Here is a 12,289-nt window from a genome sequence, read left to right as displayed (position 1 = left end):
ATAGGGAGTTCTCCGGAGGCTGCAACCCTAAATATGCGTTAATTTGACTGACTGCTGCATTCCACAGCAAAACCCCACCTTATACGCAGTTACACACAAAGTTATCCACAAAACTGATCGAGTACCCTTTGATAAACTCACCTCAAAGTCAGTAATAACGTCATCTGCAACACCAGAAACGCTCCATGAAGGCGCATTTTTCTGCCTCACCGTTCATTTATATCCTTCGCGAAGCCGAGGTTCTCGTTCCTAACCGCGAGATCTGCCTTAAACATGCCATCTCCTGTTCTTCCTTCTATATATAGAAGGCGTAAGAAATTGGTGACATGGAGTGCAAGGCTTTTGATGGCGGCAACATCGCGCGTGGATGTATCCGGCTTCTCGCAAGTGAACAGTTGTTACAGCCGAGCCACGATGACCCCCGCACACATCGTTCCTTTATAAGTACACTTCGGGCTTTCGGTACTACCTGCTTTCGGCCGGCGTCGATTCGCAGTTGTGTTATCAGCTTAAACACCGCAAACCTGTGAAACGTATGCGAACCGGTTTACCTATATATATGTACGCTGCGCGATGATGTCTTTGTTGACCACTACATGTCGACCCGCTCGTGGACTGCGTGATGGGTGGCTGGAGCGTAATAAAGAAGGAAATCGTTAAGCCGGGGATTATTGATGTAAGAAAGGTACGTCGCTGGCAGCGCTTTCGCGAGCGACTGGCTTGAGCTCATCTACGCTGGCGAACGCTTTCCAATTTGTTCTCTAGCGAAGTCCTGAGGGCAGTCATCATTCTCTGAAATCCAAATTTACTTCTAAGAAAATCGGTGCGGTATAAATCAGCGCAATGCCCTGAATTAACTCTGGTTGATCGTTAAATAAGAGAAATTAAGGTTTAAAGCACCAGTTATTTCTTAGGGGTTATTAGGACCGAGCTTAGTAAACTTAAAGATTTCGCGGGTATTATTTAACCCGTATATCTTTTAATTTATCCCTCGTCGCCAGATGGCGTTTTTAATATTCGATTAATTAAATTTATTTCTGAGCTTTATCGGAGAGCACTGGCTTGTTTATCAGGCTGGTGAGTGTCGTTTCAGCAATCTCTTTAATTAAAGAATAGTAAATTAACTATCTCCACAGGGATGGGGGAGTTCTCAACGGGCCTTTTGCAGGCCGATGATGATTCAAACGGAATAATGAGGGAAGCATTATCCGGATGTGCGCTAAATACTTGAAGGAATACTCATGAAATTCAGCAAAATCGCTCTTTCTATGGTCGCTGGCATAGCCCTGATGAGCGGCGTGGCTCACGCGGAAGATCCAATCACTACCCCAGTTACCGTTAACGGCGGTACCGTTCACTTTAAAGGTGAGCTGGTGAATGCGGCCTGTGCCGTCAGCACTCAGTCTTCTGATCAGATTGTAAAACTGGGCCAGTATCGCACAGCGTCCTTCACCAAAGCCGGTGATACTTCTGCTCAGATCCCTTTCACCATCGTGCTGAACGATTGTGACAGCACCGTAGCGGCGACCGCTTCTGCTGCATTCGCGGGCCAGACTGACGCGACCGATCCTACTCTGCTTGCGATTAACTCCGGTGACAACTCCACCACCGCTTCTGGCGTGGGTATCGAAATCCTCGACCGCGCTTCCAAAGTGCTGACTCCAGACGGCGCAACTTTCTCTACCGCTCAGAACTTGACCGACGGCACCAACACCCTGCCGTTCACCGCGCGCTATAAAGCAACAGCTGCCACCGCTACAGCGGGCCAGGCAAACGCGGACGCTACCTTCGTAATGAAATACGAGTAACAAAAGGTACATGGATGAACCGGGCCTCACGGAAGAGGCTGAATGCTGAGAAGACAGACATGATAAGGAAAATCCTGTTCCTCCTGTTACTGGCAGTGGGAAGCCCGGTACTGGCGAAACGGGTAGTGGTGATTGACGGCGGGAAAGTGCAAATGCAAGGGATGCTGGTGAACGGTGCCTGTACGGTTGCGCCGGAAAGCCAGGAGATGACCGTGCAGATGGGGCATTACCGCAGCACTCTATTTCAGGATGTCGGCAGCTTTGCGCCCATGAGCATCCCTTTTGCTATCCGGCTGACCGAGTGTCTCGCTGAAGTCTCGGAACATGTAGGCATCGCTTTTCAAGGGGCAACACCCGTTGAAGACCCACAGGTTTTTTTGGCGCAAACCAGTATTAATGGCAACGACGCCAGTGCGGGAATTGGGCTTGCCTTATTTGACAGCGAACAGCAGCTTATTATTCCCAATACTGCACCGGGATATTTCGCCCCAATTAAAACCCAGGAAATGACTTTTCATTTCACCGCCCGCTACCGCTCGGTTTCAGAACATGTGCAGCCGGGAAATATTCATTCAGACGTCTGGTTCACGCTGGTTTATCCGTGAGTCACCGTTATTCACCCTGTAATTAGATGGTATCTGTCGTGATGAATACTCTTTTTAAATCGGGCGTAGCCGCAGTGCTTTGTCTGTTATTAACCTCATTTTCTGCTCAGGCGGCAGGGGGTATTGGCCTGGGCGCGACGCGCGTTATTTATCCCGCCGATGCAAAGCAGACTTCACTCTCTATTACCAATAGCGACACCAAAGAGCGTTATTTGGTGAACTCATGGGTAGAAAATAACCTCGGTGCGAAAGACAAAAGTTTTATCGTCACGCCGCCGCTGTTTGTCAGCGAGCCGAAAAGTGAAAACACCTTGCGTATTATTTACGTCGGGCCACCGCTGCCAGTCGACCGTGAATCTATTTTCTGGATGAATGTTAAAGCCATCCCTTCGGTGGATAAAAACACCGTCGACAGCAGCAACGTGCTGCAACTGGCCATTCTCTCGCGCATCAAACTTTTTGTGCGCCCGAAAAATTTACAGATGCAGCCAGAAGAAGCGCTGAAGCAGGTGCGATTCAGCCGCAGCGGCGAGCATCTGAGCATTTACAATCCTTCGCCGTATTACGTCTCCACCGTCAACCTGAAAGTCGGCAAAGAGAAGCTGCCGAACACCATGGTTGCGCCGAAAAGTGTGGCGCAGGTGGCCGTACCTGCGGATGCCCAGGGGAGCGTCTCCTTCCAGACCGTGAATGACTACGGTGCGGTCACGCCTGTGCAGGCAGGCAGGATGCAGTAATGCAACCTGATCGCAAAAGGGATGCAGGGAAATGATGAAAAAGTCGCTCATGCCGCTTGCGGCGACGATCGTGGCCGCCCTATGCCCGGGGATCAGCGCCGGGGAAAGCTACTTTAACCCGCGCTTTTTGTCCGAGGACGACGCAGCCGTGGCGGATTTATCGCGCTTTGAAAAAGGCAGCCATCAGGCGCCGGGCGAGTATCGGGTGGACATCTGGCGCAACGAGGAATTTATCGCAACGGAAGACCTGCGCTTTGTTGAAGCAACAGCTGTGCGACCGGGCGAAACGGTCAAAACCGGCGGGCTGACGCCCTGTCTCGACGTGGACTGGCTTAAACGCCTGGGGCTAAACATGCTCGCTTACCCGGACCTGGTGAAATACAAAGCCGGTGAATGTGTACCGCTGGACGAAGCGATTCCGGGCGCGGAAACCACGTTTGATTTTGCCAAACTGCGCCTCGACATCAGCCTTCCGCAGGCTTCGCTGCTAAACAGCGCACGCGGTTATATTCCACCCGAACAGTGGGATGAGGGTATTCCGGCGATGCTGGCGAACTACTCCTTCACGGGCAACCGTGGCAGCAACGACGACAACTATTATCTCAGCCTGCAAAGCGGCCTGAACTATGGGCCCTGGCGTCTGCGCAACAACGGCGCCTGGAGCTACACCAGCGGCGACGGCTACCGGACAAACAGCTGGAAAAACATCAGCACTTACCTGCAGCGCACGATAATCCCGCTCAAAGGCGAGATGGTGCTGGGCGACAGCAATACCGGCACCGACGTCTTCGACAGCCTGGGCTTTCGCGGGGCACGCCTTTATTCGTCCGACAGTATGTATCCGGACAGCCTGCAAGGTTACGCGCCAACGGTGCGCGGCATCGCGCGGACTAATGCCAAAATCACCATCCGGCAGAACGGCTTTGTGATTTATCAGAGCTACGTATCGCCCGGTGCATTTGCCATTAGCGACCTGAACCCGACCTCCTCCAGCGGCGATCTGGAAGTGACGCTGGAAGAAAAAGACGGCAGCCAGCAGAAGTATTCCGTGCCGTACTCCACCGTTCCGCTTTTACAGCGTGAAGGCCGGCTCAAGTACGACCTTGTGGCCGGGGATTTCCGCAGCGGCAACAGCCAGCAGGACACGCCGTTCTTCACCCAGGCGACGCTGATTGCCGGTCTACCCAACGGCTACACGGCCTATGGCGGCACGCAGCTCGCGGAGCGTTACACCGCCGCCGCGCTGGGCCTGGGTAAAAACCTCGGCGAATGGGGGGCCATCTCCATGGATGTGACCCACGCGCGCAGCAAACTCGCCGACGACAGCGAGCATCAGGGCCAATCGCTGCGGTTCCTGTACGCCAAATCACTGAGCGACTACGGCACCAACTTCCAACTGCTCGGCTATCGCTACTCCACACGCGGTTTCTATACCCTCGACGAAGTGGCGTACAAAAATATGGAAGGCTATGAGTACGAAGACCAGGACGGCAATCAGCATAAAGAACCGGTGGTGCAGAGCTATCACAACCTGCGTTACAGCAAGCGCGGGCGCTTCCAGGTGAATATCTCCCAGGCATTGGGCGACTACGGCTCGCTCTACGTTTCCGGCAGCCAGCAAACTTACTGGGGGACCGACGGAAACAACACCTGGTATCAGGCAGGATATGCCAGCGGCTGGCGCGGTATCAGCTATTCCGTCTCGGCGTCGTGGAGCAAATCCGTAGGGATTGATGATACCGACAGAATTGTCGCTTTTAACCTGTCCGTGCCGTTCAGCACGCTGCTGGGGCACGGCTATTCGCGCGACAGCGCGATCGATCGCGCTTATGCCACCTTCGCAGCCAGCCGCAACTCCGCTGGAGATAACACTTTCCAGACCGGCGTGGGCGGCACTCTGCTTGAGGGGCGCAACCTAAACTACAGCGTGACGCAGGGCCGCAGTAGTACCAGCGGTTACAGCGGCAGCGCCAATGCGAACTGGCAGGCAACTTACGGCACGCTTGGCGTCGGCTACAACTATGACCGCGACCAGCACGATCTGAACTGGCAGATGTCCGGCGGCATCGTTGGCCATGCTGATGGCGTGACCTTCAGCCAGCCGCTCGGCGATACCAATGTGCTCATCAAAGCGCCCGGTGCCTCAGGCGTGAACGTCGAAAACCAGACCGGCGTGAAAACCGACTGGCGCGGTTACGCTGTGATGCCATACGCCACGGTCTATCGCTACAACCGCATCGCGCTGGACACCAACTCGATGGATAACCACACCGATATCGAAAACAACGTCAGCAGTGTGGTGCCTACTCAGGGAGCGCTAGTGCGGGCGGCGTTCAGTACGCGAATCGGCGTGCGGGCGATTATTACCGTGAAACGCGGTGCACGTCCGGTGCCGTTTGGCTCGGTGGTACGCGAAGAAACCAGCGGGGCGACGAGCATGGTGGGTGACGAAGGGCAAATCTACCTCAGCGGCCTGCCTCTGAAAGGCAAATTGCTTATCCAGTGGGGTAACGGTAAAGGATCGCAGTGCTTCGCACCTTATTCGCTGCCGGAAGAGAGCCTGAAGCAGGCTGTTGTAATGGCAACCGCCACCTGTTCATAGGATATGAAAATGAAATTAAACGTTTATCTGCTGGGGCTCGTGCTGCTGGCCTGCGCGGTTCCAGCTCATGCTACGGTCTGCCGGAATGCTAACGGCGTGCCGACGGAGATCTCATACGATCTTTCAAATACCTTTAACAGTTCGAACAACCAGGTGGGACAAATCGTGACCCTTGCGGAGAAATCGCAATGGGTCGGCGTCAACGCGACCTGTCCGTCCGGCACGAGCGGGAATACCACGATGCGTAGCTACGTCACCACGCTGCCCGTTCAGGAAACGTTGGATGGGTACAACTATCTGAAGATAAATGATTATCTCAATGGCGGAATGAAGATAACCGACAGCTACGCGGGCGTTTTTTATCCCCCACGCAACTACATCCAGATGGGGAGTCACCCGAACGTCTCTAAACAGAAGCCGTTCCCGGTCAATGACTCGAATTTGGTTTTTCGCCTGAAAGTGATGCGCCGTTTTATCAATATGGTGCCGATCCCTAAGCAGACCATGTTTACGGTGTATGTCACCACGCGCAACACCGACCCGCTGAACACGCCGGTTTACACCATTAGCTACAGCGGCAAAGTGGAAGTGCCGCAGACCTGTGAAATCAACGCCGGGCAAATCGTTGAGTTTGATTTTGGGGATATCGGGGCGGCGTTATTCAGCCAGGCCGGTGCAGGAAACCGCCCGCAGAGCGTGACGCCGCAAACCAAAACGGTGGCTATCAAGTGCACCAACGTCGAAGCGCAGGCCTATCTGTCGCTGCGCCTCGAGGCGGAGAAACTCTCCGGCGATATGATGGTCTCCGATAACAGCGACGTCGGCTTTATCGTGGCAAACGACAGCGGCATTCCGCTCACGCCGAACAACATGGCCAGCAAGATAAACTTCCGTCTCGACGACGCGGCGGCTGCACGGGTCAATATACGTGCGTGGCCAGTTAGCGTGACGGGGAAAAAACCGGCGGAAGGAGTGTTTACTGCGCGCGGCTACTTGCGGGTGGACTATGACTAAGAATGTGAGGATATTTGCGCTGGCAGGCGTGCTGGTAGCGGGCAACGCGCTGGCCGATTCTCCGCTCGGGGAGGTCAACATCGAGCTGCGGGGTAGAGTAGTGGATTTTAGCTGTTACGTGGAAACGGGCGATAACAACAAAACTGTGCAGCTCGGCACATGGCCCACCAAACAGCTTCGCACCACGGGCAGCACCACGCAGAGTATGCCGTTTACCCTTAAGCTCAACGGCTGCCCGCCGGGCTCGGCGTCTATCACTTTTTCAGGTAAAAAAGTCGCCGGTAGTCCGGATTTACTGGCGCTCAATGACACAAGCAGCGCCACCAACGTGGCGGTAGAGCTGCTTGATAAAGATAAATCCCGGTTGCCGCTGGACCAGGCAAGCCAGGATGTGGCGGTAGACAGTAACGGCAACGCCTCGCTGATCTTTTTTGCCAACTACATTGCGATAGCGGATAACCCAAATGCGGGTAAAGCGGATGCGGATGCGACTTTTATGATTAATTATTATTAAGTTGCTGGATGTTCATTACTCAAAAGGAAAAACCGGGATCTTCTTCCCGGTTTTTTCGTTTGCAGCGGCGAGCCATCTATAATAATTCTTTGACCCGCGCATAATCGATTAACTCGACTATGGAAGTAACCTGCAGTTTCGAAAATATATTGGCTTTATGAGCGCTAATTGTTTTGTTACTCAATAATAACTGCTCGGCAATTTCTTTATTTGATAAACCATTAGCGAGATAGCGTAATACGGTAACCTCGCGATTAGATAGCGGCATATCATCAATATCACCCTTGCGTGATTTAGGGTGGCTGATGAAATGTAGCGTGTCAGAAGGAAAGAACGAATATCCTGCTAACAACATTTCCACCGCATTAAAGATATCTTCCTGCTCTTTTCTCTTGCTGACAAAGCCGTTAGCGCCAGCCTGAATTGCGCGTCCGGCATAAAATCTCTCGGATTTCGAAGACAGGAAGAGTATTTTAGTATCTTCCTGTATACTTTTGATTCTTTTGAGTAAAGTAAAGCCATCGATGCCCGGCAGCTCAATATCCAGTATCACCAGGGATACCGGGTGGGTGCGCATATAATCAATGACCTCATGGCCATCGTCGGTTTTCAGCACGACACTGATATTTTTATTTTTCTGTAGCAGCACTTCTATCGACATGCGGACAATAGGATGCTCGTCCATAATGATTACGGATGCAGGTTTCATTTTTTTTGCCTCGGATTGTTTGAGGAAAACATCGCGTTGACGCAAGGTCACTGGCAGCGAAAGTTATGAAATGATGTCAGGATTATTTTTATCTGTGTGGATGCAGGATTCTCCCTGAAGATTATTTCGTCCTTTAAATTATTTATTTCTGATTAGCGATGGGCTCCATGATAAACATATTTTATTACTATGCTGTGAACGTTTTTCCAATGGATAAATAGGAGGTGTGATTATACATCCATACTATATAAGAGAAAGTCTGACGTTTCCGACAGGGGGGAGTGGCAATATTAAGTTCTGTCTCATAAGGCTGATGAATTGTTAACTGGAGAGAACTTCCGCTCTAATTTAAATATTAAGTTTAAAAGTTTTTTTAAAAAATAAAAATAGTCTTTAGTGTTAAGTGTTTATTATTTGTTAAGTAGATAATTCCCTTCGCCACGAGAAAAAGCGGTTGCACCTGCGCTATGCAGGAGATCGGACAATTCCAGGAAAAGTTATAATTGTTAATTACATGATCTAATTTAACAAAATACAAACATTGAAAATAAGTATTTTCTTAGCTTTCACTCGAAATTCAGTAAGTTAGCCTGGGTTATTTCCCCGAAAGTTGTCACCGATAAGTCATGCAGCAGATGGATGAGCGACTTTCGGCTGCTGAGACCCACGCGCGCGGTCACCCTTCCCTGGGTATAAACGACATAGTGATAAGGCTTCTTTAATGTGTGGGCTATTAGCTTTAAAGAATGTCCTTTGGCGACCTCCATCAGGATATTCCACTCCCGGTGGGAAAGTGTGTCGTTTTCGCGGGTGTAGTAAGCCTGAACCGGCGGCACGGAACAAGGTTGTTGCATCAATAAACTGCATAAAAACGCTGTCTCAAGGCGGCGTTCGATCACCCGACAGGCGGCGGCAGCAACAATAAAACAGGTTTGTTCCGGGCTGCGGTTAGCGGTCAGCAGGGTAATGTTGATCCCTGGCCGCTCTAAGTGCCATCGGCGTATGGTATTCAGCACATCAATGATCGGCTGCATCACGCAGTCCAGATCGATAACAATGTGTGGTAGCGGAGTTTGCTCAAACCAGTTCTTCAATTCTGCAAGGCTGGCGCAAACTCGCGTGTTGAGGCGTTTAAAAAGATATTGAGTCAACGCCAGTGAAAGGTACTTGTCGTGGGTGACCAGTACCATGTCGACGGGCTTGTGCAGGCTCTCGGTTTGGATCTTTTGCTGTAAATATTCGAGACGGTCAAAGACCATCGGTATCGACACACAGTCTAAATGGTGGGGAGCATCGTTGTTGTTACGACGATATCTTCTTTTGCGTGCAGCTAAATACAAATGCTCACTCACAGTCATTTTGTTTAGCGCTCTGTAAAGAGCACAAAAGGTATAATCAGAAACTGGCAGCCCGTCAGTTTCTGATTATGTCGTAAGAAAGTTATTTTGGCAGGATAAAAGACTTTTTGATATTGGTCTTCACTTAATGGGGGATGGGAAATGTCTTAATGAAGGTTATTTTTCAGGCAAGAACTTGTTAAATGTAGAATAATTTATAATACCGATGGGCTATAAATAAATTAGCCATCAGGCCAACAAAAAAAGCAGATTTGCTTTTATAAAATTAATTAATTCATACTGATTGCGGAGATTGAGTTTTCTCATAATAGTCTGGCGATGCTGGGTGGCGGTAGCTTCATCAATATGCATCAGAAATGCGGCATCGGCCAGCGAATAGCCGCAGGCGGTGTGCCTGAGAAACTCACGTTCTGCCACTGTGAAGTGTCGGGTAGTGCAGTAGTGACAGACGTTTATCGGGACCGCACGCGTGTTTTTTCCACGCCTTGCGGGCTCCGTCCAGTGTGCGATTTTACGGGCAACTTCGTCAATTTCATCTTCGCGAAAAATAACGGGAAGCATGTACAGACAGGGGCGAAACATTAGCTTTTCGTGCTCCTGTTTGCGGCAAATAAGAATTACCCTTTGTGCCCGGGTAGTTTGCGGAATTTTATAGCAGTCGGCGCTGATCCAGCCCTCTTCCAGGGATATAAATACCACGTCAGCCACGTCCTGATGCTCTGAAGCTAAGAAGTGAAAATTTTCGTGTCGTCGTTGGCAGAGCTTTTCAATAATAATTTTTAAGCCGTGAGCGAAATGGCTATTTTTTTCCCGTATTGCAATAGTAAGCATGAAGATCCTCTTTGGAAAATAAATCTCAGCGGGATCATAGAGAAAATTTAATAATCAATGAACGACCTGCGACTTAATTCTCTTGTCGTTGAGGATGAGTTATCGCCAGGGGCTTTCCTGGCGATTTAGCTTTAATTCGCCAAACAATTTGTCTGTTATTTGTGCTTATTAAATTTAAACTCTGACCACCATCTCCAGCGCATCGCTACTACTGCCAGTCGCGGGAATTGATTCTCAGCATCTATGTCCAGTGGTGGAAGTAACGGGAGTTTAGTGATGAAGAAGATTGTTAAGCCGGGGATTTAGGAAGGGAACCCGGCTGGGTGGTTGCGGGGGATTAGGCGCAAGCTGCAAAGATTGCGCCTCAACATTATTTTAATTTACTCTCGCTGACCGCATTAATTTCTGACGATCAATAACCTTCCCATTCTTATCGTAGTAGCGGCTCGGCCAGATTTCCGAGGGTTCAATTCCTAACGCACCTGCAATCAATAACTCGCCTTTTGGCCATGGTCGAGAAAGGGCATTTGCTAACGTAGACGAGCTTAAACCTGCTTGGCGAGACAGGGCGGCAAGCGATGAATTCTGCTTCTTCAATTTTGCAATAATATCAGCCGGATGCATGTCGATTCTTTCCATCTAACCCACTCCTTTGTTTTAGGTCAACAGTTCAACTTATCGCCACAAATACTAAGTATTACTTAGTACATTTTCAACTAGCAGCTACCAAAATCGTGATTCTGTTTCCAAATTTTCAGGATCATCATGCTCCCGCACCGTTTAAAAGAAGCGCGTCTTAAAGCCGGATTATCCCAGCAGCGGTTGGGCATTCTTGCCGGTATTGATGAAGCCACAGCCAGTGCGCGCATGAATCAATATGAGCGTGGGATTCATACGCCTGATTTTGCGTTGGCTTGTAAGTTGGCAGAAGTGTTGAAAGTTCCGGCTTGTTACTTTTATACGGTCGAAGATGATTTGGCTGAGGTGGTAATAGGTTATTACGGAAATGGTAGGTAACCACCTTAAAAATAATTTAAGTTTAAAGTCCACTGCAGTAAGTGCACTAGAATATCAATTGTTAAATGTCATTCAGAATGAATACTTATATTTGAATAAGAACAAATCCACTATCTTGCAAGTGGATTTGTTTCTAAATAAGTCAAATGCTTTTCATATTGACCCTTCGGTCAACTAATTTTTTGTATATGCCAAGCAACAATCCATACTCCTTCTTCGTAACAAATCCCTTTAATATATTATATCCATACTTAGCTAATATATCATCAATTGATTTCTTATTAGAGAAATAGTCTGAATATAAATCAAATTCCTGAGGATTAATTTCAACATAAGGTAATGGCAGTCTTTTAAACTCACTAGGAATCAATTCCAGAACCCCTCCACCATATCGCCGTCCATAAAGCTCAAAGAAACATAATGTGAGAGGGTTATACATTGAGTAAATAAAAGAGTTAATACATGTACCTTCTTTAGGAGAAATATTATATGCCGCATCAGTTGTATAAACATCACCACTATTTTTCATTATTTTAGGGTGTTTATAAACACGTTTAAATATAAATGCCTCAGATACAGGAACAATAGGAATACGAAACCATGGCTGCCGATTTCTGCATTTATAGCGAAGATGAATATCCCTTTCCTCGCCTAGTTTCAAGTATTCTATCGCTCCACTATTCAAGGTTTTATCTTCATCACCAAAATCTAGAAGAAAACTGGGATAACCTGATTTCTGTATATTAACAACATGTTCACTATTCAAATTAACGCGATCACCAACATATACACTTTTTTGTATAATTGGTTTTGCATATTTATCAAGATGGTATTTATTTTTAACATCGCTATTAACTATAAAAAAATCATTCGCCGCAGTTACAATTCCTGGTTTAGAGGTAATGTAGTGCGATATCGTCTTAACTTTGCTCTTAAAAGAATTGATAAATGACATTTCCTCATCATTGAGATGAAATGAACTCCACTTCATACCACTAGTCATGAGATTGGTTGTTATTTCACGCCGATGGAAAGCATGATTCAATAGGATGTTAGACCATTTAACATCATGAATAAAAACCCCTTTACTTGCA

General features: G+C 48.7%; 11 protein-coding genes and 2 pseudogenes. 8 read left to right on the top strand and 5 right to left on the bottom strand.

Annotated elements, in window-relative coordinates; translation table 11 throughout:
• Positions 1 to 678: 678 nt before the first annotated feature.
• The 7 genes and pseudogenes from M975_RS23620 to sfmF all read left to right on the top strand — a co-directional run.
• Positions 679 to 747, top strand: a pseudogene (locus M975_RS23620) (helix-turn-helix domain-containing protein); the annotation flags it as partial.
• Positions 748 to 1,241: 494 nt separating this feature from the next.
• Positions 1,242 to 1,808 carry a type 1 fimbrial major subunit FimA gene (gene fimA, locus M975_RS21875; protein ID WP_064562002.1) on the top strand — a complete coding sequence of 189 codons (567 nt, stop codon included), beginning with the start codon at positions 1,242 to 1,244 and terminating at the stop codon, positions 1,806 to 1,808.
• Positions 1,809 to 1,867: 59 nt separating this feature from the next.
• Positions 1,868 to 2,413: a type 1 fimbrial protein subunit FimI gene (gene fimI, locus M975_RS21870; RefSeq protein ID WP_064562000.1), complete on the top strand. Its 546-nt coding sequence runs from the start codon at positions 1,868 to 1,870 to the stop codon at positions 2,411 to 2,413.
• A 41-nt stretch (positions 2,414 to 2,454) separates the two neighbouring features.
• Positions 2,455 to 3,150: a type 1 fimbria chaperone FimC gene (fimC, locus tag M975_RS21865; protein WP_064561998.1), complete on the top strand. Its 696-nt coding sequence runs from the start codon at positions 2,455 to 2,457 to the stop codon at positions 3,148 to 3,150.
• 31 nt (positions 3,151 to 3,181) lie between these two features.
• Positions 3,182 to 5,752: a fimbrial biogenesis usher protein gene (locus tag M975_RS21860; protein WP_074388413.1), complete on the top strand. Its 2,571-nt coding sequence runs from the start codon at positions 3,182 to 3,184 to the stop codon at positions 5,750 to 5,752.
• A gap of 9 nt (positions 5,753 to 5,761) precedes the next feature.
• On the top strand, positions 5,762 to 6,766 hold the full coding sequence (gene fimH / locus M975_RS21855; protein WP_064561996.1) for a type 1 fimbria D-mannose specific adhesin FimH: 1,005 nt from the start codon (positions 5,762 to 5,764) through the stop codon (positions 6,764 to 6,766).
• The gene (gene sfmF / locus M975_RS21850; protein ID WP_064561994.1) at positions 6,759 to 7,280 is read left to right on the top strand and encodes a fimbria assembly protein; all 522 of its coding nucleotides are present in this window, start codon (positions 6,759 to 6,761) and stop codon (positions 7,278 to 7,280) included. Before fimH ends, sfmF begins: the two co-directional genes overlap by 8 nt.
• Positions 7,281 to 7,356: 76 nt before the next feature.
• Here the strand turns inward: sfmF and fimZ are convergent, their stop codons facing one another.
• The 4 genes from fimZ to M975_RS21830 form a co-directional block, all read right to left on the bottom strand.
• Positions 7,357 to 7,989: a fimbria biosynthesis transcriptional regulator FimZ gene (gene fimZ / locus M975_RS21845; RefSeq protein WP_064561992.1), complete on the bottom strand. Its 633-nt coding sequence runs from the start codon at positions 7,987 to 7,989 to the stop codon at positions 7,357 to 7,359.
• Positions 7,990 to 8,555: 566 nt separating this feature from the next.
• Positions 8,556 to 9,347, bottom strand: a complete 792-nt coding sequence (locus M975_RS21840) for a helix-turn-helix transcriptional regulator (protein WP_157093425.1) — start codon at positions 9,345 to 9,347, stop codon at positions 8,556 to 8,558.
• Between the two features lie 228 nt (positions 9,348 to 9,575).
• Positions 9,576 to 10,178 carry a LuxR C-terminal-related transcriptional regulator gene (locus M975_RS21835; protein WP_064561988.1) on the bottom strand — a complete coding sequence of 201 codons (603 nt, stop codon included), beginning with the start codon at positions 10,176 to 10,178 and terminating at the stop codon, positions 9,576 to 9,578.
• 375 nt (positions 10,179 to 10,553) lie between these two features.
• Positions 10,554 to 10,817 carry a helix-turn-helix domain-containing protein gene (locus M975_RS21830; RefSeq protein WP_064561986.1) on the bottom strand — a complete coding sequence of 88 codons (264 nt, stop codon included), beginning with the start codon at positions 10,815 to 10,817 and terminating at the stop codon, positions 10,554 to 10,556.
• 126 nt (positions 10,818 to 10,943) lie between these two features.
• Here M975_RS21830 and M975_RS21825 point away from each other — a divergent pair, with 126 nt between their 5' ends.
• Entirely contained in the window at positions 10,944 to 11,195 is a 252-nt protein-coding gene (locus tag M975_RS21825; RefSeq protein WP_064561984.1) for a helix-turn-helix transcriptional regulator, read from the top strand.
• A gap of 142 nt (positions 11,196 to 11,337) precedes the next feature.
• Here M975_RS21825 and M975_RS23145 read toward each other — a convergent pair.
• Positions 11,338 to 12,289, bottom strand: a pseudogene (locus M975_RS23145) (Eco57I restriction-modification methylase domain-containing protein); the annotation flags it as partial.

It is taken from the genome of Buttiauxella brennerae ATCC 51605 (assembly GCF_001654925.1).
Taxonomy (GTDB): Bacteria; Pseudomonadota; Gammaproteobacteria; order Enterobacterales; family Enterobacteriaceae; genus Buttiauxella; species Buttiauxella brennerae.
The sequence above is the reverse complement of the archived record's forward strand: the minus strand, read 5'-3'. Positions and strand labels throughout refer to the sequence as shown.

Bases quoted from the DNA above. Each gene is read 5' to 3' on its own strand.
- M975_RS21840 (WP_157093425.1), bottom strand. From the start codon at position 9,347: ATGACTGTGAGTGAGCATTTGTATTTAGCTGCACGCAAAAGAAGATAT.
- fimI (WP_064562000.1), top strand. From the start codon at position 1,868: ATGATAAGGAAAATCCTGTTCCTCCTGTTACTGGCAGTGGGAAGCCCG.
- M975_RS21825 (WP_064561984.1), top strand. From the start codon at position 10,944: ATGCTCCCGCACCGTTTAAAAGAAGCGCGTCTTAAAGCCGGATTATCC.
- M975_RS21860 (WP_074388413.1), top strand. From the start codon at position 3,182: ATGATGAAAAAGTCGCTCATGCCGCTTGCGGCGACGATCGTGGCCGCC.
- sfmF (WP_064561994.1), top strand. From the start codon at position 6,759: ATGACTAAGAATGTGAGGATATTTGCGCTGGCAGGCGTGCTGGTAGCG.
- fimH (WP_064561996.1), top strand. From the start codon at position 5,762: ATGAAATTAAACGTTTATCTGCTGGGGCTCGTGCTGCTGGCCTGCGCG.
- fimC (WP_064561998.1), top strand. From the start codon at position 2,455: ATGAATACTCTTTTTAAATCGGGCGTAGCCGCAGTGCTTTGTCTGTTA.
- fimZ (WP_064561992.1), bottom strand. From the start codon at position 7,989: ATGAAACCTGCATCCGTAATCATTATGGACGAGCATCCTATTGTCCGC.
- M975_RS21835 (WP_064561988.1), bottom strand. From the start codon at position 10,178: ATGCTTACTATTGCAATACGGGAAAAAAATAGCCATTTCGCTCACGGC.
- fimA (WP_064562002.1), top strand. From the start codon at position 1,242: ATGAAATTCAGCAAAATCGCTCTTTCTATGGTCGCTGGCATAGCCCTG.
- M975_RS21830 (WP_064561986.1), bottom strand. From the start codon at position 10,817: ATGGAAAGAATCGACATGCATCCGGCTGATATTATTGCAAAATTGAAG.